The organism is Salipaludibacillus sp. HK11 (assembly GCF_047795645.1).
Taxonomy (GTDB): Bacteria; Bacillota; Bacilli; order Bacillales; family Salisediminibacteriaceae; genus Salipaludibacillus.
The window spans coordinates 4,128,825-4,151,386 of record NZ_CP181045.1; the positions used below are offsets into that span (position 1 = coordinate 4,128,825).

22 protein-coding genes and 2 riboswitches are annotated in these 22,562 nt (G+C 38.9%); of the genes, 14 read left to right on the forward strand and 8 right to left on the reverse strand.

Annotated elements, in window-relative coordinates:
- Nucleotide 1: 1 nt before the first annotated feature.
- The 3 genes from ACM26V_RS19630 to ACM26V_RS19640 all read right to left on the reverse strand — a co-directional run bounded on the left by ACM26V_RS19630 (nucleotide 2) and on the right by ACM26V_RS19640 (nucleotide 1,341).
- On the reverse strand, nucleotides 2–601 hold the full coding sequence (locus ACM26V_RS19630; protein ID WP_416148416.1) for a hypothetical protein: 600 nt from the start codon (nucleotides 599–601) through the stop codon (nucleotides 2–4).
- Nucleotides 602–621: 20 nt separating this feature from the next.
- Nucleotides 622–756, reverse strand: a complete 135-nt coding sequence (locus tag ACM26V_RS19635) for a MerR family DNA-binding transcriptional regulator (protein WP_416148417.1) — start codon at nucleotides 754–756, stop codon at nucleotides 622–624.
- 120 nt (nucleotides 757–876) lie between these two features.
- Nucleotides 877–1,341 (reverse strand): DUF2188 domain-containing protein, encoded by a 465-nt coding sequence (locus ACM26V_RS19640; RefSeq protein ID WP_416148419.1) that lies wholly within the window; start codon nucleotides 1,339–1,341, stop codon nucleotides 877–879.
- Between the two features lie 509 nt (nucleotides 1,342–1,850).
- Between ACM26V_RS19640 and ACM26V_RS19645 the strand changes: the two genes are divergently transcribed.
- From ACM26V_RS19645 to ACM26V_RS19660, 4 genes are all read left to right on the forward strand, one after another.
- On the forward strand, nucleotides 1,851–2,096 hold the full coding sequence (locus ACM26V_RS19645; RefSeq protein WP_416148421.1) for a hypothetical protein: 246 nt from the start codon (nucleotides 1,851–1,853) through the stop codon (nucleotides 2,094–2,096).
- Between the two features lie 28 nt (nucleotides 2,097–2,124).
- Complete coding sequence (locus ACM26V_RS19650; protein ID WP_416148422.1) at nucleotides 2,125–2,880, forward strand: AAA family ATPase; 756 nt, start codon at nucleotides 2,125–2,127, stop codon at nucleotides 2,878–2,880.
- A gap of 113 nt (nucleotides 2,881–2,993) precedes the next feature.
- The gene (locus tag ACM26V_RS19655) at nucleotides 2,994–3,581 is read left to right on the forward strand and encodes a TetR/AcrR family transcriptional regulator (RefSeq protein WP_416148423.1); all 588 of its coding nucleotides are present in this window, start codon (nucleotides 2,994–2,996) and stop codon (nucleotides 3,579–3,581) included.
- 30 nt (nucleotides 3,582–3,611) lie between these two features.
- A complete protein-coding gene (locus tag ACM26V_RS19660; protein WP_416148425.1) occupies nucleotides 3,612–4,031 on the forward strand; it encodes a DUF3995 domain-containing protein in 420 nt (139 codons plus the stop codon).
- A 128-nt stretch (nucleotides 4,032–4,159) separates the two neighbouring features.
- Here the strand turns inward: ACM26V_RS19660 and ACM26V_RS19665 are convergent, their stop codons facing one another.
- The 3 genes from ACM26V_RS19665 to ACM26V_RS19675 all read right to left on the reverse strand — a co-directional run bounded on the left by ACM26V_RS19665 (nucleotide 4,160) and on the right by ACM26V_RS19675 (nucleotide 7,583).
- Nucleotides 4,160–5,626, reverse strand: a complete 1,467-nt coding sequence (locus ACM26V_RS19665) for a methyl-accepting chemotaxis protein (RefSeq protein ID WP_416148427.1) — start codon at nucleotides 5,624–5,626, stop codon at nucleotides 4,160–4,162.
- Nucleotides 5,627–6,146: 520 nt separating this feature from the next.
- On the reverse strand, nucleotides 6,147–6,587 hold the full coding sequence (locus ACM26V_RS19670; RefSeq protein WP_416148429.1) for a flavodoxin: 441 nt from the start codon (nucleotides 6,585–6,587) through the stop codon (nucleotides 6,147–6,149).
- Nucleotides 6,588–6,608: 21 nt separating this feature from the next.
- Complete coding sequence (locus tag ACM26V_RS19675) at nucleotides 6,609–7,583, reverse strand: WD40/YVTN/BNR-like repeat-containing protein (RefSeq protein ID WP_416148430.1); 975 nt, start codon at nucleotides 7,581–7,583, stop codon at nucleotides 6,609–6,611.
- A gap of 185 nt (nucleotides 7,584–7,768) precedes the next feature.
- On the opposite strand from ACM26V_RS19675, the gene tnpB reads away from it, so the two are divergent.
- The 4 genes from tnpB (at nucleotide 7,769) to ACM26V_RS19695 (ending at nucleotide 10,556) form a co-directional block, all read left to right on the forward strand.
- Complete coding sequence (gene tnpB / locus ACM26V_RS19680; protein WP_416148432.1) at nucleotides 7,769–8,941, forward strand: IS200/IS605 family element RNA-guided endonuclease TnpB; 1,173 nt, start codon at nucleotides 7,769–7,771, stop codon at nucleotides 8,939–8,941.
- 226 nt (nucleotides 8,942–9,167) lie between these two features.
- Nucleotides 9,168–9,593: an SRPBCC family protein gene (locus tag ACM26V_RS19685; RefSeq protein WP_416148433.1), complete on the forward strand. Its 426-nt coding sequence runs from the start codon at nucleotides 9,168–9,170 to the stop codon at nucleotides 9,591–9,593.
- Nucleotides 9,594–9,655: 62 nt separating this feature from the next.
- Nucleotides 9,656–9,874 (forward strand): ArsR/SmtB family transcription factor, encoded by a 219-nt coding sequence (locus tag ACM26V_RS19690; RefSeq protein WP_416151924.1) that lies wholly within the window; start codon nucleotides 9,656–9,658, stop codon nucleotides 9,872–9,874.
- 115 nt (nucleotides 9,875–9,989) lie between these two features.
- Entirely contained in the window at nucleotides 9,990–10,556 is a 567-nt protein-coding gene (locus tag ACM26V_RS19695) for a beta-class carbonic anhydrase (RefSeq protein ID WP_416148435.1), read from the forward strand.
- 435 nt (nucleotides 10,557–10,991) lie between these two features.
- Here ACM26V_RS19695 and thiW read toward each other — a convergent pair whose 3' ends face one another.
- On the reverse strand, nucleotides 10,992–11,474 hold the full coding sequence (thiW, locus tag ACM26V_RS19700; RefSeq protein ID WP_416148436.1) for an energy coupling factor transporter S component ThiW: 483 nt from the start codon (nucleotides 11,472–11,474) through the stop codon (nucleotides 10,992–10,994).
- Between the two features lie 121 nt (nucleotides 11,475–11,595).
- Nucleotides 11,596–11,706: riboswitch (TPP riboswitch) on the reverse strand.
- 465 nt (nucleotides 11,707–12,171) lie between these two features.
- On the opposite strand from thiW, the gene ACM26V_RS19705 reads away from it, so the two are divergent.
- The 6 genes from ACM26V_RS19705 (at nucleotide 12,172) to ACM26V_RS19730 (ending at nucleotide 21,028) form a co-directional block, all read left to right on the forward strand.
- Nucleotides 12,172–12,645, forward strand: coding sequence for a GyrI-like domain-containing protein (locus ACM26V_RS19705; RefSeq protein WP_416151925.1), 474 nt, complete (start codon nucleotides 12,172–12,174; stop codon nucleotides 12,643–12,645).
- A gap of 129 nt (nucleotides 12,646–12,774) precedes the next feature.
- Nucleotides 12,775–12,881: riboswitch (SAM riboswitch) on the forward strand.
- A 146-nt stretch (nucleotides 12,882–13,027) separates the two neighbouring features.
- Nucleotides 13,028–14,155 (forward strand): methionine biosynthesis PLP-dependent protein, encoded by a 1,128-nt coding sequence (locus ACM26V_RS19710; protein WP_416148438.1) that lies wholly within the window; start codon nucleotides 13,028–13,030, stop codon nucleotides 14,153–14,155.
- Nucleotides 14,156–15,325, forward strand: coding sequence for a cystathionine beta-lyase (gene metC, locus ACM26V_RS19715; RefSeq protein WP_416148440.1), 1,170 nt, complete (start codon nucleotides 14,156–14,158; stop codon nucleotides 15,323–15,325).
- A gap of 18 nt (nucleotides 15,326–15,343) precedes the next feature.
- Nucleotides 15,344–17,197 carry a bifunctional homocysteine S-methyltransferase/methylenetetrahydrofolate reductase gene (locus ACM26V_RS19720; RefSeq protein ID WP_416148441.1) on the forward strand — a complete coding sequence of 618 codons (1,854 nt, stop codon included), beginning with the start codon at nucleotides 15,344–15,346 and terminating at the stop codon, nucleotides 17,195–17,197.
- A 42-nt stretch (nucleotides 17,198–17,239) separates the two neighbouring features.
- Nucleotides 17,240–20,698, forward strand: a complete 3,459-nt coding sequence (gene metH, locus ACM26V_RS19725; RefSeq protein WP_416148442.1) for a methionine synthase — start codon at nucleotides 17,240–17,242, stop codon at nucleotides 20,696–20,698.
- Between the two features lie 120 nt (nucleotides 20,699–20,818).
- Nucleotides 20,819–21,028, forward strand: coding sequence for a hypothetical protein (locus ACM26V_RS19730; protein ID WP_416148444.1), 210 nt, complete (start codon nucleotides 20,819–20,821; stop codon nucleotides 21,026–21,028).
- Nucleotides 21,029–21,660: 632 nt separating this feature from the next.
- Here the strand turns inward: ACM26V_RS19730 and ACM26V_RS19735 are convergent.
- Nucleotides 21,661–22,524: a VOC family protein gene (locus tag ACM26V_RS19735; protein ID WP_416148445.1), complete on the reverse strand. Its 864-nt coding sequence runs from the start codon at nucleotides 22,522–22,524 to the stop codon at nucleotides 21,661–21,663.
- Nucleotides 22,525–22,562 lie beyond the last annotated feature (38 nt).

Consider the following 22,562-nt stretch of genomic DNA (forward strand, 5'->3'; position numbering starts at 1 on the left):
CTCATATTTTCCACTCCAAGCCTTCTCCGTATTTGAAAAAATAGTCTTGTGCTTTTTCAATAAAAGTTACTATCTCATGATCATAGGAGTAAAATCCGAAATCCTCAAAATTACCATGGTCGTGATTCCAAACCTTTTGGGCAAGATTCCAATCACCTTTAAACATCTCTTCTACAAGTAATAGCCATTGTTTAACAAAATATTGACCAAGATCTGATTGAGGTGGAGTATGTATATAGTTTCGGATTTCCTCAACTAAAGACACCCATTTTTCAGTTAAGTCACTATTATCACTTATTAAAGGTAATTGAGAGAGTACTTCTTGCTCTTTTTCTGAAAAGTAATTTTCCCAGTACTGCATATTTATCTTTGCTCTTTTTGCTTGTAAATGAAATTCTTTAAAAACAGATGCCCAATCGTTCTTACCATCAAGTTTCATAAAATTTTTTAAAGCTCGAACATTTGATTTCGTTTCCTCTAGTCTGTGAATCTCCACGTTTAACATGGTGAGCCGAAGCTCCAAAGCTTCCAGCATATTTAATTTCTTATTTCTTAACAACTGATGAATCGTTTCTAAATCGAAACCAAAGCTTTTAAACATGAGAATATGATGCAGTTTCATTAATTCTTCTTCATCGTAAAGGCGGTGTCTCCTTGTGAGAACTTGGCAGGGGTCAAAAGAGCAATTTCATCATAATAACGCAAAGTTCTAACAGAGCACCCAGCTATTTTTGATAATTGACCGATTGAATACATTAGTATCTGCTCCTTCTAATTATTGATTAGTTATAAGTATAAAAGATATCGTTACGTAAGATTTAAGTGATTTACAAATAAAGGTCGAAAAAAAATAAGAAGGTGCAATTGGCCACCTTCTTATTTCTCATCATAGGATTGTTTTTCTTGTATAGATCCGTCAGCTTTATGAATGACTAAGTGTGTTTCTTTCTTTTGTGCGATTTCACGAGCTCGATCAATCGCATCATGTTTATTATTGAAAACGAATGCTGGTTGTTTAGCATCCTCTACTTGGACTGCCCACCCGTTGTCATGAGGGTAAACATGTTCTCCTTTTTCTAATGTTTCGGGTCGGGAATTGAAATCTTCCTCTTTCTCATCTCGTTCCCGTAAACTTTTGTTTGTTTTGTTCTTCATTTGATTGATCTCTTTGTTATTAGCATTTGCATACCATTCTTTTGCTTGCTCAGTAGCGATAGGGATCGCTTGATCTTCCTTAAATCCTTCTTCAATCATAGCATTGGCAATCTCAATCGCCTTTTTTCTTATAGTCGTATCTAGGTTCTTTAAAGAGTCAGGATAATCTGTAGCATCCCAAGGCATAAAAGAAAACACCTCCATTAAATTACATGTACCACCCAAGAGGTAAAGATAAACAATTTGTAGATGATTTTTATACGAGCGTTAGTTCAATACAATTTCTATCTTTTCAATAGTAAAGGAAATTATTTATACATATACATCAACTATCAGAAAAGTTAATTATTATTTCTTTGCAAACATTTGAGTTTTCTCTTTTTGAAGAACCAACAGCAGTATGACAGCCAACAGTATAATAGCAATAATAATGAGAAAGAATATACGATTTCCAAATGTAACACTCGAGTTATCCGTCTAATGTGCCATTAACTTGGTCACCACGTCAGCACCTAAAAAATAAATAAAAGGGTTAAGGTGTATGACGGAGTGGAGCGTGTCTAATGATTTAAATGCCATGGAGAAAATTAGAGAAATAGGGTGTTTGAAAGTATAATTCAGTAGTGAAACAGATGTATTTGGATATTTATGTTAAAATATTTATTAATATATGAAGAAGATCATGAGGCTTATTTGTGATGAATATAAAGTACTATTATGCGTTTTTTTGGTTCGCAGTGACGTTAACTATTTTACACTTTATGAGGCATTTGTATAACATAAACTGGCTGATATTATACTATTACAATGAAGCTCCATCAGAAGGAATTTTATTTGAGTACAGTCAATCACCAGTTCCAGTTATACTAGCTGCGTTGATTGGTTACATGATTTGGATAATAGTGGAAGTTGAAAGAACCCTATCTTCTGAAATGGTCTAAAACAGGGGTAGAAACGAGGTATTAAAAGATGATATTAAATCGAGATACGCAATTTATTAAAAGGCTAAATTTAAAATCGAATGAAATCCCATCTTATGATGATTTTCCATTAAACCTTCCTATTATAAGACATTTCAGGGAACTATATTTTCATCCTAATGTGACTTATATTGTCGGAGAGAATGGGATGGGGAAATCCACTTTGTTAGAAGCAATCGCTCTAAAGATGGGGTTTAACGCTGAGGGAGGTACCCTCAACTTTAATTTTTCCAATTATGATTCCCACTCCAATTTAGAGCAATATTTACGTTTGTCGAAAGGCGTTTATAAAGCAAAAGATAGCTTTTTCTTTCGTGCAGAAACATATTATAACTTAGCTACAAATATCGAGGAGTTAGATCAAGAACCATATTCCGGAGGGAAGGTAATAGACTCGTTCGGAGGTAAGTCTTTGCATGAACAATCACATGGTGAATCTTTCTTTGCTGCATTTATGAATCGATTTCAAGGTAATGGGTTATATATCTTAGATGAACCAGAAGCAGCTTTATCCCCTTTAAGACAAATGTCGATGCTGACTCGGATAAATGAGCTAGTTCAGCAAGGTTCTCAGTTCATTATTTCTACTCATTCGCCAATAATCATGGCTTACCCAAACGCTAAAATTATTCAGCTTAGTGAAGACGGATTGAAAGAGAGAAAACTTGAGGAGACAGATCATTATTTGTTAATGAAGCAGTTTTTTGAAGACAAAGATCGGTTATTGCATCACTTATTTCAATAAAAACAAGTAATTGAGTGCAAAAACCACAATTCAGTTGCACAAATATTAATAATCTAATATAATGACCATAGTCATATTATCACTATGGTCATTATTATTGAAGAGGTGGTTTTGTGTTAAGGGATGAAAGAAAAAAAGCATTGAAACAACAAATATTTTTAAAATCAATTGAACTCTTCAAAGAGTACGGCTATGAAAATGTTACTGTTGAAAAGATTGCATCTGAGAGTGGCATTGCGAAGGGGACGTTCTTTAATTATTTTCCTAAAAAGGAGCATGTATTATTGCATTTAGGTAATTCACAAAATGAATTGTTAAAAGATCTGGTCCAGAAACATCAAGATCCAAGTATCAAAAAAAGGTTGCAGCTGATTTTTCAAGATATTTTATCGGTGTATGTTGAAGGTTCTGACATTTTAAAACTATCCATTTCAGAGACAATTAGATCTGCATTAACGGAAGAGTCAACCAATATTGATGAGTTTAAAAAGATTCTTACAGACGTACTTAACGAAGCGAAACAAGATAAATCACTTCATAGCCCTTTTGATTCCTACACAATTTCTACCGTTTTAGTAGGGATTTATTTTAATACGTTAATTTCTTGGTCAATGAATACAAAAGAAAGAGAGGACATTGTCGCGATTTTTCATGGACAGTTTGATGTTGTTTGGCAAGGTATTGAAAGTCAACGGAGTTAACTATACTTTAATTTACTTGGAGGTAGGGATATGCTGCTGTTTTTCGTTTGTTCATCTGCTTTTGTATTGACTTTAATTAGTTTCGTTCACTTTTACTGGTTATTTGGAGGTAGGAGGGGCTTAAATGCTGTCTTACCTGAAAAAGTAGAAGGAGGTAAATCGTTTTCACCTAGATGGATAGAAACTCTTATTGTTGCTCTTGGTTTGTTAGTTGTAGCCTTAATTTTATTAATACAATATGATTTGATACTATTCTTTCAACCAAATATGTTCACGAAATTATTTTGTATTATATTTACTTTTGTTTTTTTGATGAGAGCGATAGGTGATTTCAAACATCTTGGTATATTCAAAAAAGTAAAACATACAACTTTCTCAAAATATGATACAAGACTTTACAATCCTCTCTGTCTGTATTTAGCACTTACATTTACCTTTGCGTGGAGCTGATAACTAGGTGATCACGACTTTTATGGGAGGTTGTGGCTAGAAAAATATGAAAAAACCAGCCGACAATCCTTGTTAAGGAATTGTTAGCTGGTTTTTTAGATTTGTTCATGAAAACGTCTCGTTGAAAATTATTTAACTAAGCTCTGAGATGACTTGGTTGTTTCTCCAAGTAAATTACCAACTCTGCCGTTCTCTTTAATAACAGTTTCAAGAGAGGCATTCATTTCTTCAAAGGATGCAGATGCTTCTTCCAACAAAGCTGCGAATCCACTCGTGGACTGCTCAATCTTACGTATTCCATCCTTGGATTCCGATGTATATGACGTGAACTCATCCATTTGCCCGGTTAATTCCACCAATGAACGATTTATTTGTTTGAAATAGTCTGAAGCCGTTTTCGCCTTGAGGACGTTACGATCAATCGAATCATTATTTTGTTCAATTTTATTAGAAGCAGCCTCATTAACAGATTTAATACTAAGTAAATTCGTCGTCATCGACTTTGTAATTGACTCTGTGTTTGTAGCGAGTTTACGAATCTCTTCTGCAACGACGGCAAAACCTTTTCCAGCTTCTCCAGCTCTCGCAGCTTCAATCGAAGCGTTTAGCGCTAACAGGTTTGTTTGTTCAGTAATTTCTTTAATACTTGCAGACATTTTGTTTGTCTCATCAATTTTTTCGGTTAACTCACTAAATGTTAATGTTAAAGATAATAATTCTTCTTTAAATCGTGTCATATCTGTTGTTAATTCAGTTAGACTTTCTGAACCCTTTGAAGATAGGTCACTATTAGATGACGTTTTATCTTTTAACGTTAAGGAAGATTGATGGATTTTTTCAATAAGAGTCGTTTTTTCAGATAAGACTTGAACAATTTGGGATATTTCTTCGTTCTGCTGTTCTGTTCCAGATGTTAATTCATGAATCACTGTGAGAATCTGGTTTTGCGAATCTAAACTAGTTTCTGTTTGATCAAATATCTCAGTCAAATTCTTTGATATGGTTTCAGCTTGGGTTTGAACATGTTCTTTTGCTTTTTTTTGTTGCTGCATGCCTTCCGTTTGTTTCTGAACCATTTGCTCTGTCGTTTTATTTGTCTTGTTGTTGAGAGAACTTAAGATGAAGAGGGTTATTGTATACAGCACTAAGACAAACGAAAATGTCAGCAAACTTTCATTTATAATTTCAGGATTTGATACGTTTTGAGTGATAACGTAAAACACACCAACGGACAATACTGTTTTTATTACCATAACTGAGATTTTCCCATGCATGGTTGCTAATAAAAATGTGAAAATTAAAATAAAGATGTTTGTGATCGACGTATTAGCAAATAACGTCGTGGCCAAATGGGCAGATGTTGAAACAACTACAAACACTAGTGGGAAGCTTTCTTCAAACTTTCCAGATAAGCGAGAAGGCCAGTAATACAAAGAAAATATCACTAGAGGTATTCCCATAGTTAAGGACTGAATGGATTCCCCTGTAAACAATGAAACCAAGGCACCAACTAACAAAGCGACACAATAAACATAATAGACTAAGTTATTCTTTTGGCGCATCGTCTTAATGCGCAATTGTTCAATATTATTCATATAAATCACTCCAATTCTGATTAGACACAATATACAAGCAGACTTAAATATATAAACCATGACTGAATGGAAATTTTAGGTTGACCATCATTATATTCTATTTAAGTGTACAATACTATTATACTAGATAAAAAGACATATAGTTAGTTTAAATTTTGCGAAAAAGTCTTTTTTGAAGAGGGCTTAAAAATGGGGCAATTATCATAATTTATATCTGAGTAAAAGGGGAATTTTATGAAAAATCAGACGAGTAAGATCAGAACATGTTGAAGGGATATGAAGTGTGTAATAAAGCTAGAGTGGGCTACTTATGGAGAAATTTGCGAGGGATCAGGGGGGGCGGATCTACCTTGGCAGTCTGGTCCGTGGAGGAGCCGTCGCCATGGCAGACAAATCCCTGATCTTTTTATGAAGCAGTAAATCATTCTTTTCTTAATTGAGTTATTAATTTGTATTTTTTGTTTAGTTTACTGAATTTCCCAGCATCTTTTTGATGGTGGGTGTTAATAGTAAGAGCCCACTATTTAACTAGAACATTTGCAAATTGAGTTCCGAAATTTATGCACATTTCTTCGTCATCAGGGTAAGATTCAATTTTCAGACTTTCAAGAACGATGTTACCATTGCATTTTTTTACTGTTTCTTCAAGAATGTCTACTGCTCCGCAATAAATTTCATACATCGTATCTCCGGACCCAAAAATAGCAAAAAATTTATCAGACAAGTCCATCTCCTCCATGTCTTCATGAAAGTCGAGGAACTCATCAGGTAGATCACCATCTCCCCAAGTAAAGGCGCCAAGCATAATATGAGAGTAATCTTCCATTTCACTAGCATCAATATCGACAACTTCTTGTTTATTAACTTCCATGCCGGCTTTTAGCAAGCCTTTCTCGATGAAATCAGCCATCTCTTCCGTATTTCCTGACATACTAGCATATACAAGTAATACTTTTGTCATAAAAAACTCATCTCCTTGGTTTTAATGTGTATTTAGAATCAAATCTGAAGATGACATTAACGATGCGTGGAGCCCTGCTACTAAAAAATTGCTTTCTAGATTTGAAATACGCCACCCATGGCCATGTATTTTTGCACAAGGAGTCATTTTTTGTTCATTAAGAAATATTCGAGAAACTTGGCTAATACCTGCGTTATCCTGAGTCGTTGTAGCATAGATGTAGCCATTGTTTTCTGAGAGGTCTAAATAGCAAGACCTTTTAGCATCGTCGTGGCAGAGTATCCATTCCAAAGGAGTAGAAGTCGAGTTCGAAAGGGAAACATATTCGATGCTACCTTTATCATTTTTACACGTGCCGATCGCGCAAATAAGCGTGTTATTTATTTTTAGAATGGAAGCTATCATCCTAGTATCGTATTTGAGACGTTTCAACGCATGTTTTTCAATGTCTATGCACCAAATTCCCCCGTATTGATGGTGGACTTTCGTTCCAACATATAAATATTTTTTATCGATACAAATGGAACGAATCGAGGGCTGATTATTCCCATATGCGGAGAAAGGAGAATAAACAATCCATGAATCTCCGTAATCATTGGATAAAAAAATCTGAGAATGTCCGTGGGTGAATATTGTATGAAGACTGTTCATAGATATACTCCACACCGAAACATTGGTTGGGAGTTCTTTCCTTGACCAGGTCAATCCATAATCGAGACTGATTAAAAAGACTCCGCCGTGACCAACGCCTGCGATTACATCGCCATTGCAAGTTAAGTCCAATATTTTCACTTTTTCTGTGCATACTTTCAAACAAGTTCCGTCTTGTCTTATATACATGATTCCATCTGAAACAGCTAAAAAATAATCTTGATTTTGTCCACGAATGACTGCAGTTGCTCGTTCAAAAGAGTCTGACAAGTCCGATAAATTGCCCCTTTCTTTAAGTAGTTCATTGCTTAGTTTCATTTTATTGATAATGATAATCATTGTCAATTATATTTTTATATAGTGTTTGAGGAAACCTCGATAAATTAGGTTTATTTCTTACATTTATCGTTTTCCGCCAGAAGACTCCCTCTTCCATCGCGAGAAGGGCTTTTAGCCATGGCGGTTGGCGATAGCCAACAGACTCACCTCATGATATAATTAGAACATACGTTTGTAAATGAGGTGATGTCATGTTAGTAAAAAAAGCGTTCAAATTTCGTATTTTTCCTAATCCGAAACAAGTCGAGCTCATTCATAAAACGCTCGGTTGTTCAAGATTCGTGTTCAATTTCTTCCTCAGTAAGCAGAAGCAAAAAGACGCTTACTGGTACATCGTCGAAGAAATGGTGCAAAACGGTCATCTCCCTTCAAATAACTGGAAAGGAGATTTTTTCAACAAATACGCGTCAGTTAAGGCGGTTCGCCAGTTAAAAGAGCATTATCCTTTTTTAAAAGAAGTGGATAGTATTTCCTTGCAAAAGTCCGTTGAAAACCTCGCTGATTCTTACCAAAGGTATTATAAAAAACAAACCAAAGCTCCTAAGTTTAAAAGTAAAAAGAACAAGATACAGTCCTATGTCACGAAGCACACCAATGGAAATATCGCTATTTTAGGTAAACACATCAAGTTGGCGAAGCTTGGTCTTGTTCGGTTTTCTAAAAGTCGTGACGTGGATGGGCGAATCATCAATGCGACCATACGACGCAATCCAAGTGGTAAGTACTTTGTGTCAATCTTAGCTGAAACAGACGTCGTTGAGATGCCGAAGACAAACACCAGTACAGGCGTTGATCTAGGACTAAAAGACTTCGCTATCCTTGCAGATGGAACAAGATATAGAAACCATCGTTATTTTAAGACGTTAGAACAAAAGGTAGCAAAGGCACAACAAGTTCTATCAAGGCGAGTTATTGGTTCTAGCAACTGGAACAAGCAACGAATCAAGGTCGCTCGAATTCACGAAAAGATTGAAAATAAGCGGACAGATTTCTTGCATAAGACCTCGACGGATATCATCAAAAACCACGATATTATCGGAATGGAGAGTCTGCAAGTATCGAACATGATGAAAAATAAGAAAACAGCTCAATCAATCGCTGATGTATCTTGGTCTCAATTTAAGAGCCTGTTGAAATATAAAGCTAAATGGTACGGGAAGACGGTGGTGGAAGTGAGCAAAACCTTCCCTAGCTCACAACGTTGTTCACGTTGCGGCTATAAAAACAAAGACGTTAAAGATCTGAATGTGCGTGAGTGGACGTGTGTTTGTGGCATGCATCACGACCGCGATATGAACGCAGGATTAAATCTCAAACATGAAGCTATAAGGCTTCTAACCGTCGGTGCGACGGGGATAGCCTAATCAAAACTTTCGGTTACGAAGGTGTTCTTAGGAATCCCCCACTTCAAACAGTTCGCAAGAGCAGTTAAGTGGCGGGTAGTTCAACAAATGATTTGTTTCAGCACCTTATAATAAACGCAATATCTAATGGAAAATAATCTGAAATAATCACAATTGACACAGAACCATTTGGTTGTATATAATCAACACGGAACCTGTTGGTTTTATAATTTGAGGAGGTATTACTTTGGAAGAAAATTCATTACAGCAAATAGAGAAAAAAGTTGTTTTTAACGCTACAATTGATAAAGTTTGGAAGGCTATTTCAACGAGTGAAGGGCTGGAATCATGGTTTATGCCTAACACGTTCAAACTTCAGGAAGGGCATGAATTTGAACTCGAGTCTCCTTTTGGACCATCACCATGTAAAGTGTTATCAGTTGAGGCGCCGAAACAATTACAGTTCTCATGGGATCATAATGGCTGGATAGTTTCCTTCTACTTAACAGAAAAAGGCGCTCTAACTGAGTTCAACCTGATCCATAGCGGTTGGAAAGAAGCTGAGGCTGTTATTCCAAACACAGGAGAAACACAAGATGTTGTTAGAGATCGAATGAATAAAGGCTGGGATAGCCTTGTTAATACCGAATTAAGATGGGTAGTTGAAAACTAGTGTCGTCTACTTTAAAGCACGATGTGTTTCAGGCAATTGCCGATCCATCAAGACGAAAGATAATGCAATTGCTATCAGAAAAAAATCTTTCTATTAATGAAATAAGCGATCATTTTCCCATCTCGCGCACTGCTGTATCAAAACATTTGCGAATCCTTTCAGAAGCAGACTTGGTGAAAATTGAAAAGAGTGGCAGAGAAAAAATATACCATTTGCATGAAGAGCCGCTAGTTGAATTGAAAGAATTTCTCGCATCTTTTGCACATTTTCAAGGAAACTAATTAATACTGTTAGATGTTATGATAGTTCTATATTTATGGTTAGCACCTTTCTAATAAATGGTATCAACGATAAAATACTCAACTTATCGAACATTACTTAAGGAGGAAGAATGACATGTCATCACTACCTAAAATTCTAGAATTTAATAAAGCATTTGTTGAAAATGAAGACTTTGTTCAGTATAGAACGACGAAATTCCCTGACAAAAAAATGGTTATTCTTGCATGTATGGATACGAGGTTACTAGAATTGTTACCGAAGGCAATGAATATAAAAAATGGTGAAACAAAACTTATTAAAAATGCAGGGGCGATCGTTTCGCACCCATTTGGTAGTATTATGCGCAGTATTCTAATTGCTGTGTATGAATTGGAAGCAGATGAAGTTTATGTTATAGGGCATCACGATTGCGGTATGTTAAAACATAGTGCAACATCGCTTTTAGAAAAATCACAGGAGCGGGGCGTTTCTAGTGAAACAATAGAAATGTTAACTCATGCTGGAATTGATTTGGAAGCTTGGTTGAAAGGCTTTAGTACCGTAGAAGAAAGTGTAGAAAATAGTGTTGAAATGATTAAGAAACATCCATTGTTTTCATCAGAAATTCCCGTGCATGGACTGGTCATCGACCCTGGAACGGGTAAACTGGATGTTGTTGTAGATGGACTAAAAGATAGTTGATGAATATAGAGTAGGTATCGTAACGGTTTTTGAATAAGCCCCCCTTAGGAAACGATCTTTTGGTCTCTTATAAAATAAAGATTCAAATTAAAAGCCAAAAGGACCTCTCCTTTGCTGATGAAGGTTCCTTTTGTTTTTTTTATTATAAGCTACCTATTTCAATAGCTATTAGCTGTCATTTTCTTGATCTTGCATAAGAACATGAGCCTGCTGTCATTAAACCGCCAGCCCCTTAATAGATGTGACCCTTCTATTCTAAATCTGCTAGCTAAGGTCACAAGACGCCACCGCTTGTGCCCTTTCCATTCCAGAAAGACTCACCAAGGGTACAAGATCACCTCTACCGTACATTTTGCCACCTGAAAGAATCAAGAAACATCGCTCCATAAGCAAAAAAACTGTCACCAAAAAATATTTTGGTGACAGCTGCTCTTGTTAAATTTTAAATTTTTCTTTTGGAATCCGAGCCAAAATGATCCAAGCTAATACAGCCCCGGAAGCACTGCTCACAAGAAAAGCAGGGATAAAGAACAGAGCTCCACCCCCGTGACCAAGAAAAAATTGAGCAAGGGGAACAGCTAGAAGTGATCCGATGAAACCTGTGCCAATGATTTCTCCAATAACTGCTGAAGATTTCTTTTTACTCCAACGATAAATGAGACCGGCCAATAATGCTCCAGCCATCCCACCAGGAAAAGCTAAAATCGTGCCAAGGCCAAGTAAATTTCGTAACAATCCAATTGCAAAGGCAATGAGGATAGCTGGTCCAGGGCCTAATATCACTGCTGCGATAACATTTACTGCATGTTGGACAGGATAAGCCCTAGCGACACCTGCGGGGAACCAAATAAAGGTGGCACCGACAATCCCAATCGCAATCAGCATTGCCATCAAAGTTAATTTGTGTGTCCGATTCATTTTTTTGCTCCTTTGATAGAACTAACATTCGCAAGAGGGATAAAGTAAAATAAAAGCCAAGCCCTCTCATAAAGATGAAAGAACCTGACTTTGGTAACAGAAGTAGATGATTATAGAAACGGTTAAAGTTATGCTACTTCCCTCCGCTGGTGTCAACCAGATCAGGTTCTTAGAGTTAAAAAGCTGTACACCTTTCTCTCAGCCCAATAAATGGGCACCCCCAGTAGTTCATATATATTTCTTTTGATTTTAACAGATTAAATTTCCTTGTCAACTAATCTTTCAAAAACAGTGTAGATAAATAGATTTGAAACAAAAAAATGAAACGCAAAACTTATTAAGTTTGCGTTTCATCGATCAATTCAGTGAAAAGAACTAGTCGTTCTCTGTGTGTTCCTTGATCTCGATCGAATTCGCCAGTACAAGTAATGAGATTGACATTTCTTGAAGAACAAAGTACTTAATAAATGATAGTAATAAAATGACAGAATTCTACAATAGCGATAGTGATGAATGTATGAAATTGGCTCAAATGAATGATATATATTATATTTAACAAGTAGGAAACGTTCTATTCCCACATTGCTAATGATAGGTAATCTTACTTTCTTGCAGGAGATTATCTGGAGAGTGAAGAATAGGGAGTAAAGAATCGATTAATAGCGTAGTTTAATCAGAGGAGGGATTTACTGTGAAGATGAGGGGAATGAAAGAAAGATTAATAGTAGGTTTGGCGTGGGAAGGGACAATTGCAGAAGCGGAAAAAGGTGATATCCATAGAGTAATTGAAGATGTTAAAAATCGTAGCGAGGAAATAGATGGGAAGATCAACGAGTCAGAATTAGTCTGCGTTTCAATTCATGATCGTCCGAATGGGTTCACCCACCATGTTGGTTGGGAAGTCGAAACAGGAATAAAGGTCCCAACTGGAATGGTAAGTTGCGTTTTGCCAGAAGGAACGTACTTCACTTTGATGCATCAAAAAGAAGAGAACATTGCAAAAACATATACAAACCTTAAACAAGAGATTCAAAACAAAGGGTTAACTCCTTTAAAACCTGAACAAGTCGATTCTTTTGATGAATTACCGATTAAAATAGAATTGCATTCGGTTGAAAAAATATTGAAAGAAGAGCCGGAGTTCCAAATACACATTCCGGTAATCAAATGATGGGCAATAAAGCTTTCGTAAAAGAAAAATAGTTACTCATTGTCAAATAGTGAAAAACTATTGCATGTTTTATGAAAATCAGCTACAATTGGGAACAATCGTTCACAAATAAAAGAATATTCGGACAGGTTCTTATCATGAGAGGTGGAGGGAAAGGCCCTTTGATATCTCAGCAACCAGCCACACGTGTGGTCAGGTGCTAATTCCTGCAGGCTTTTAGCTTGCGCAGATAAGAAGAAGACGAGTTTAACACTTTACTAACAACCTTCTTCTTATTTTATAAGAGGAAGTTTTTTTGTCTACATTCACATTATGATAAAATGAAAGCCAATTTTTTATATTAATGAGAACAATTAATGGAAATAGAAAGGGGATAGTTTTGATGAGTAAGTATCGAAAAGAGCTTGAAACAACACTTGTCCAAATAGGAAACCGCAGTGAAACAGCTACAGGGGCGGTAAGTGCTCCTGTTTATTTTTCAACAGCTTATCGTCATGAAGGTATCGGCCAATCGACAGGGTTTGATTATTCTCGTACCGGTAATCCAACAAGACAAATACTTGAAGAGGCGATTGCGGAATTAGAAGGTGGTGACAGAGGTTTTGCCTGTTCATCTGGAATGGCAGCGATTCAAGTCGTTCTCTCGTTATTTCAAAGCGGTGATGAGCTTCTTTGTTCGAATGATTTATACGGAGGAACATACCGATTATTTGAAGAAGGGTGGCGTCGATGGGGACTCTCCTTTCAATACGGAGATGCTCGTGATATTCAGTTCTTTAAAGATCGCATTTCTGAAAAAACAAAAGCGTTATATATAGAAACTCCGACAAACCCGTTAATGCAAGAAGCAGATTTAAAAGCTTTTAGCAAATTAGCGAAAGAAAACAACCTTCTACTGATTGTTGATAATACGTTTTATACGCCACTCCTTCAGCGTCCGATAATTGAAGGAGCCGACATCGTCATTCACAGTGCTTCGAAATATTTATCGGGACACAACGATGTGATCGCAGGTCTTATCGTTTCAAAAGGACAAGAGTTATCAGATAAAGTTTTTTATTATTTTAATAGTATTGGACCGATCTTATCTCCATTAGATTCTTGGCTCGTAATGAGGGGAATGAAGACACTCTCGTTAAGAATGGAAAAGCACCAGGAAAATGCGCAGAAATTAGCAGAATTTTTAAAGGATCATTCTGCAGTCCTAGATGTAATTTATCCAGGCAGAGGTGGGATGCTCTCATTTCGGGTTCACGATGAAAATTGGGTCAATCCTTTTCTGCAAAAATTAAAGCTCGTCACCTTCGCGGAAAGTTTGGGAGGGGTAGAAAGTTTAATGACTTACCCAGCAACGCAAACACACGCAGATGTACCGGAAGAAGTGCGTGAAGAACTAGGTGTCTGTAACAGACTGTTACGCTTTTCTGTTGGGATTGAATCAGTAGAAGACATCATTAGTGATATAGATCAAGCTTTAAACCTTGCACGAGACTCGAACGGAGGAAAATAAATGACACACGATATTTCGAATGAATTTAGTATCCAAACTAGACTATTACACCACAAACATAAGACAGATCCATCTTCTGGTGCTGTCAGTGTTGCTATACAACCGGCTTCCACATTTCACCAAGAAGGTCTGGATGACTTTGGTGAATTTGATTATGCACGCTCAGGTAACCCAACGAGACAAGCGTTGGAAGAAACGTTTGCTGAACTAGAAAATGGGACAGCAGCATATGCTTTTGCGTCTGGAATGGCAGCTATTTCAACGACATTCATGTTGTTGTCAGCAGGTGACCACTTGGTGATTACCGATGACGTTTACGGTGGAACATTCCGATTTACTACAGAAGTTCTGACTCGTCTTGGGATAGAACATACATTTGTGGATATGACTAATGTCGACGAAGTGAAGAACGCAATTAGACCGAATACGAAAATGATTCATATGGAAACACCATCTAATCCAACAATGAAAATTACACCGATCCGTGAGCTCGTTTCGCTTGCGAAGGAGCATAACTGCTTAACGGTGTTAGATAATACATTTATGACTCCTGTACTGCAACGACCATTAGACCTAGGTGTTGATGTGGTTGTTCACAGTGCGACGAAATTTATTGGCGGACACAGTGACGTCGTTGCTGGGCTTGCTGTCGTAAAAGATCCTGAATTGGCAAGTCGACTCAAGTTTTTACAAAATAGTTTTGGCGCGATTCTTGGTCCTAACGACTGTTGGTTGATCCTTCGTGGGATGAAGACATTGCATACTCGGATGGAAGCATCGATGAAATCAGCTGAAATGATTGCTCAGTGGCTAACGGAACAATCTGCTGTGAAATATGTTTATTATCCAGGGTTAAAGGGTCATCCAGGTTATGAGATTAACGAGTCTCAGTCAGATGGACCTGGTGCCGTTCTCTCATTTGAACTCGCTGACAGAGAGGCAGTAAAAAAAGTCGTTGATGCTGTCGAAATACCTGTTTTTGCGGTAAGTCTCGGTGCTGTTGAATCGATTTTGTCTTATCCTGCCAAGATGTCGCATGCCGCGATGCCTCCTGATGAACGAGCGAAGAGAGGAATCACTGACGGCTTGTTACGTTTATCGGTTGGACTTGAGAAACCTGAGGACTTAATTAGCGACTTTAAACGAGCGTTTGAAACGCTAGTGGAATAGCGAAAGGAGAGTACCGGAATGGACTTTAGAAAAGACTTATTCGAGAAGGTTCTCATCGGTGACGGAGCCATGGGTACCTTGTTATATCAAGAGGGCGTGGACGGTTGTTTTGAAGAGTTAACAATTACTGCACCTGAAAAAATAAAATCGGTCCACCACCAATATATTTCTGCTGGCGCAAACATCATTCAAACGAATACGTATGCAGCGAATTCATTGAAATTGAGTCGTTACCAGTTAGAGGGGCGGGTTGCGGAATTAAATAACGAAGCCGTAAAGGTCGCCAAGGAAGTGGCACAGGATAAAGCCTATGTCGTTGCAACCATTGGTGGGATTGGCAGTATTCATCAAAAAGAATACCAGTTAGAAGATATTCAACAAAGCCTCGAGGAACAAGCCGATATTCTTGTTAAAACAGAAGTCGATGGTTTTTTATTGGAAACTTTTTATGATTTTGCAGAGTTATCGCAAATTGTGAGATACCTACGTGCGAAGACATCGAAGCCTATTATTGCCCAAGTAACATTAGGAGATATTGGTGTACTGCAAGGTGGAAAGACGTTAACAGAAGCACTTCAGCATTTGGAATCTGAAGGAGCGGATGTCGTTGGCTTAAATTGCCGAATGGGTCCTTACCATATGTTGCGATCATTAGAAGAAGTTCCATTATTGGAAAAGGCGATTCTCTGTGTATATCCGAATGCAAGTTTACCTAATGTCCGTGACGGACGTTTCTTTTATCAATCGAATCCAAAGTACTTTGGTGATATGACTGAACCGCTAGTTAAACAAGGGGTTCATCTTATTGGAGGGTGTTGCGGAACGACTCCTGAACATGTCAAAGAGATTCGCAATGCTGTGCAAAAGAGGCAATTAGTTCCGGTGAAAGACAAGGTAGTCAAAGAAACAAAGCGGCCGACCGTTGTGGTAAAAACACCAGATGTACAAGAGCGATTACCTGATTTTTCTAAGAGAAGGCAGTCGGTGATCGTCGAATTGGATCCTCCGAAAGCTTTGTCACATGCACCTGAATTCATGAAGGGTGCACAAGCTCTGAAAGAAGCAGGTGCGGATGCGGTGACGTTGGCAGATAATTCGTTAGCGCAAGCTCGAATTGACAACTTGGCGCTTGGATCATTGATGAAGCAACAAACGGGGGCGCGACCGCTTCTTCATGTTGCTTGTCGAGATAGGAATATGATCGGCCTGCAATCTCATTTATTAGGGCTTCATACATTAGGTATTCATGATGTGTTGGCGATCACAGGAGATCCAGCTAAAGTAGGAGACTTTCCAGGAGCGAGTTCGGTATATGACATGGCTTCATTAGATTTAATCCGATTGATGAAACAATTGAACGAAGGGATGTCCTTCTCCGGAAAGGATTTGGGAGCAAAGACGTCATTTACCGTGGCAGCGGCCTTTAATGCGAACGCAAGGAGACTCGATCGAGAAGTGACGCGTCTCGAGAAAAAAATCGAGGCAGGGGCAGACTATTTCATGAGTCAGCCTGTCTACAGTGAAGAGCGATTCCAAGAAATTCATGAAGCGACAAAGCACTTGCCAGTCCCAGTTTATGTTGGAATCATGCCGTTAGTAAGCAGTAGAAATGCGGAGTTTCTTCACCATGAAGTTCCGGGTATTTCCTTGACTCAAGGTGTACGCGATCGGATGGCGAAGTTTGATGGCGATCGTGAAGCAAGCGAGCGTGAAGGGTTAAGTTTAGCAACTTCGTTAGTAGATGCCGCAACGGAGTACTTTCCGAGTATTTACTTAATTACGCCTTTTTTACGGTACCAAATGACCGCAGATTTAACGAAGCATATTATTAGTAAGCAGAAGAACGTGGCTTCAGTAACAGGAAGAGCATGATAATAGAAGTCGGAAATAGTAACCAAAGAAAGGGCGATCAACATGGGAAAGTCATCCTTTGAAGAAGCACTAAAGGAACGAATTCTTGTTCTCGATGGAGCGATGGGGACAATGCTGCAAAATGCAGATTTAACCGCGGAAGATTTTGGTGGCGAAGAATTTGAGGGCTGTAATGAATATTTGAATTTAACGGCGCCTCATGTGATTCAACGCATCTATCATGATTATTTAGAAGCTGGGTCTGACATTATTGAAACAAATACGTTTGGTGCAACAAACATTGTACTGGCTGATTATGATTTACAGCATATCGCATATGAAGTCAATAAAGTTTCCGCAGAACTAGCTGTGAAGGAAGCTGCGAAATTTACTACCTCTGAAAAGAAACGGTACGTAGCGGGAGCAATGGGACCGACAACGAAATCATTATCGGTTACTGGTGGTACGACGTTTGATGAATTGATAGACTCGTACCGAGAACAAGTAGAAGGACTACTTGACGGTGGCGTAGACATATTATTATTAGAAACTAGCCAAGATATGAGAAATGTCAAGGCTGCTTATGTAGCGATAGACCAAGTTGTAAGCAAGCGGAATATTCATGTTCCATTGATTGTGTCAGGTACGATCGAACCGATGGGAACGACGCTAGCAGGTCAAAGTATTGAGTCATTTTATATTTCATTAGAACATATGAATCCGACAGTTGTTGGGTTGAATTGTGCAACTGGTCCGGAATTTATGCAGGACCATCTCCGTTCATTATCAGACCTGTCAACGTCGTATGTTCATTGTTATCCAAATGCAGGACTGCCGGATGAAGAAGGACATTATCATGAATCACCTGAATCATTGGCGAGAAAGTTAGAAGGTTTTGCTGAGAAAGGCTGGCTCAATATTGTTGGAGGTTGTTGCGGAACGACACCCGAACATATACGTGTCATGTCGGAAAAATTGTCAGGGTACAAACCTCGTCAACCAGTCAAAGAGCATCCACATACGATTTCAGGGATTGAACCATTAGTTTATGACGATTCTTTGCGGCCTTTATTGGTCGGCGAGCGTACAAATGTCATCGGTTCTCGCAAATTTAAACGGCTAATTGCCGATGAGAAATTTGAAGAAGCTTCTGAAATTGCTCGTGCACAAGTAAAACGCGGAGCGCATGTCATCGATGTATGTCTAGCAGACCCTGACCGTGAAGAACTCGACGACATTGAGGAATTTCTGCATCATGTTATCAATAAGGTGAAAGTACCACTAATGATTGACTCGACAGATGAAGTAGTGATTGAACGAGCTCTGACTTATTCGCAAGGAAAAGCGATCATTAATTCAATCAACTTAGAGGATGGCGAAGAAAGATTTGAAGCAATAGCCCCTTTAATAAGACGTTATGGTGCAGCAGTTGTCGTCGGAACGATTGACGAGGTTGGAATGGGCGTCACGGCAGAGCGAAAGCTTGAGATTGCGAAACGTTCGTATGATTTATTAGTCAATAAATACGGAATTGACGGAAAAGATATTATTTTTGATCCACTTGTCTTTCCGGTTGGAACTGGTGATGAACAATACATCGGATCTGCAGAAGCAACTATTGAAGGTATTCGTATGATTAAAGAAGCACTCCCAGAATGCTTAACAATTCTAGGAGTCAGTAACGTTTCGTTTGGTTTGCCTCCACTAGGACGAGAAGTATTGAATGCCGCGTACATGTTCCACTGTACGAAAGCTGGACTTGATTACGCAATCGTCAATACTGAGAAATTAGAGCGGTATGGTTCAATCTCGAAAGAAGAGAAACAGTTGGCAGATGACTTACTTTACCGAACAACTGACGAAACATTAGCGACCTTTACGGCATTTTACCGCGAGAAGAAACCCGAGAAAAAAATCGAAGCTTCGACAATGTCTTTAGAAGAGCGACTTGCAAGTTATATCGTCGAAGGCACAAAAGAGGGCCTATTTAAGGACTTGGATGAAGCATTAGGAAAATATGATGTCCCATTGGAAATTATTAATGGACCGTTAATGGCCGGGATGGATGAAGTAGGCAAGCTGTTTAATAATAACGAGTTGATCGTAGCTGAAGTTCTGCAAAGCGCCGAAGCGATGAAAGCGGCTGTTGCTCATTTAGAACCTCATATGGAGAAGAAAGAGGACGACCGTGGAAAAGGTAAATTCCTTCTCGCTACGGTTAAAGGCGACGTTCATGACATCGGCAAAAATCTCGTGGAAATCATTTTGAAAAATAACGGATTTAAGATTGTCAATTTAGGTATAAAAGTAACCGCAAATGAACTGATTGAAGCGGTTGATAGAGAAGATCCAGATGCAATTGGATTATCGGGATTGCTCGTAAAGTCTACGCAACAAATGGTTCTAACTGCCAATGACTTACGCGAACGAGGAATTTCTATCCCTATTTTAGTAGGTGGGGCAGCGTTAACTCGCCGTTTTACGGAAAATAAAATATCCAAACAGTATGAAGGACTTGTTCTATATGCGAAAGATGCGATGAATGGTTTGGATTTAGCAAACAAGCTAGCAAGACCAGATGATCGTGAACAATTGATTGTTGCCCACCAAGAAAAGCAACAACAAATTCGTGAAGCAGAAGCAAATGGTGAAGGAAAAGATTCTAAACAGGGCGCGGCGACAGCAACGCTTGAGATTCCACGATCAAAAGTGGCTAAAGACGCACCATTGTATAAGCCGGAAGATTACAACGTACATGTGTTGAAAAACTATCAGTTATCTCACCTTCATCCTTATATTAATATGCAGACATTACTTGGGCAGCATTTAGGTGTTCAAGGAAATATTAAGCGAAACATTGAACGAGGCGACAAAAAAACATTGGAATTACGAGATAAAGTCAATGATTTAGTGACTCGTGCTGACAAGGATGGCACCTTACGTGCGGACGGGTTATATCAGTTTTTCCCGGCCCAATCAGACGGGAATGATGTTATCGTCTATGACGCTAATGACCACAGTAAAGTATTAGAGCGATTTACGTTTCCACGCCAAGAAAAGGAACCATATTTATGTTTAGCAGACTTTCTGAGATCTGTTGACAGTGGGGAAATGGACCATGTTGGCTTTATGACAGTGACAGCAGGAAAAGGCGTCCGGAAGTTAGCTGAGGAAGCGAAAGAAGCGGGCGAATATCTTGATAGTCATTTAATTCAAGCAGTTGCATTGGAAATTGCAGAAGGTTTTGCAGAGAGGGTTCATCAAATGATGCGTGATAAATGGGGATTCCCTGACTCGCCAGACTTTACGATGAGGGAGCGATTCTCTGCTCGTTACCAAGGTGTTCGTGTCTCATTTGGTTATCCTGCTTGCCCGAACCTCGAAGATCAGGCGAAATTGTTTGGCTTGATCGACCCAGGAAAAATCGGCATAGAGCTAACCGACGAATACATGATGGAACCTGAAGCCAGCGTATCAGCGATGGTCTTTGCTCATCCAGAAGGTCGATATTTTAGCGTTTAAAGAAGTGATGAAACATCGAAGAGGCTGTCCCAAAAGTAACATTTTGGTGATGGTCTCTTTTGTATTTACATTTGGTCGTTTTTATGAGGGGAATGGGCTGAACGAGGAGATTTGTGCCCCATGGCGAGTGGATTTGGAAGGGAAGGGTCACAAGCAGAAGCGTCTTGTGCCCCATGTCGAGTGGGTTTGGAAAGGAAGGGTGACAAGAGAGAGCGTCTTGTGACCCATGTCGAGTGGATTTGGAAAGGAAGGGTGACAAGAGAGAAGCGTCTTGTGCCCCATGTCGAGTGGATTTGGAAAGGAAGGGTCACAAGAAGAAGCGTCTTGTGACCCATGGCGAGTGGATTTGGAAAGGAAGGGTCACAAGAAGAAGCGTCTTGTGACCCATGTCGAGTGGGTTTGGAAAGGAAGGGTGACAAGAGAGAGCGTCTTGTGACCCATGTCGAGTGGGTTTGGAAAGGAAGGGTGACAAGAGAGAGCGTCTTGTGACCCATGTCGAGTAGATTTGGAAAGGAAGGGTGACAAGAGAGAGCGTCTTGTGCCCCATGGCGAGTGGATTTGGAAAGGAAGGGTCACAAGAAGAAGCGTCTTGTGCCCCATGGCGAGTGGATTTGGAAAGGAAGGGTCACAAGAAGAAGCGTCTTGTGCCCCATGGCGAGTGAATCTGGAAAGGAAAGGTCACAAGTGATAGCATCTTATAAAATACAGCCGAGATTTGACCGATTTAATTCACTATTCCTTTCCCAGAAAAACTATTTAATAGTTTCTTCTGTGCATTGTTCATGATCTCAGCCCTCAGATCAAGAGAAAATCAAAAAAAGCCAAAAAAGATGATCGCCAGAGTAAAGTAGTCGATCTTTTTGGCTTTTCGATAAATTATAAGAAATCTATAATAGAAAGAGGTTTCCATCAAGGCTGCCTAGTCAGGAACTTTGGGAGGAGAGCCTCATATGTGGCATCTCTTATTCCTCACTCACCGACAATTTGATTTTATTTCCTGCTGGATCAACTGTGTAGAACTCATTCGAAACTTCCTCAACAGAAAACCCCTGTTGTGACAAATTCGCAAGTACTTGCTTTCGCGATTTTGAATCAGGGTAAACAATTTGATACCAACTAATACCAACACTTTTTTCATCCGGAGGTGGGGCGCCAACACCAGCCCACGTATTTAGGCCGATATGATGATGATAATCTTGACTTGAAATAAATAACGCTTGGTTCCCGAATTGGCAAACAACATTAAATCCTAATCCATCGCAGTAAAATGATTCAGCTTTGCCCAAATCAGAGACATGCATATGAATGTGCCCCATGACTGTACCTGGAGAAATGTTGGCCCATTCGTGTCCAACAGCTTCGGCTAATAAAGCTTCTGCATCCATCGGATCAACGGCCATTTTTACTTGGCCATCTTGCCATTCCCATTCGTTTGAAGGACGGTCAATATAGATTTCAATCCCATTGCCATCAGGATCAGCTAAATATATCGCTTCACTAACTAGGTGATCCGAGGCACCCTGTATTGGATAGTTACTTTCGATTAAGTGTGTTAGCAACTTTGCTAATTCGACTCGACTAGGTAACAGTAGTGCGAAGTGATACAGTCCAGTTGTTCTAGTAGGCTGTTTTTCAACGACATCGACAGGCTGCTCAAGGCTAATTAAAGGTGTGTCACCATTAGCAGACAAGACTGCGGTTCGCTCTGTTTGTAGGAGTAGATGCAACCCTAGCGTCTTTTCGTAAAACTCAATTGATTGATGCAAGTTTTTTACTTTTAATAAAACTTCATTTATATAAGTGGCAGGTGATTGGTGAAAAGTCATAGAATAACCTCCGTAAGATTTATGTATCTACTAACTTA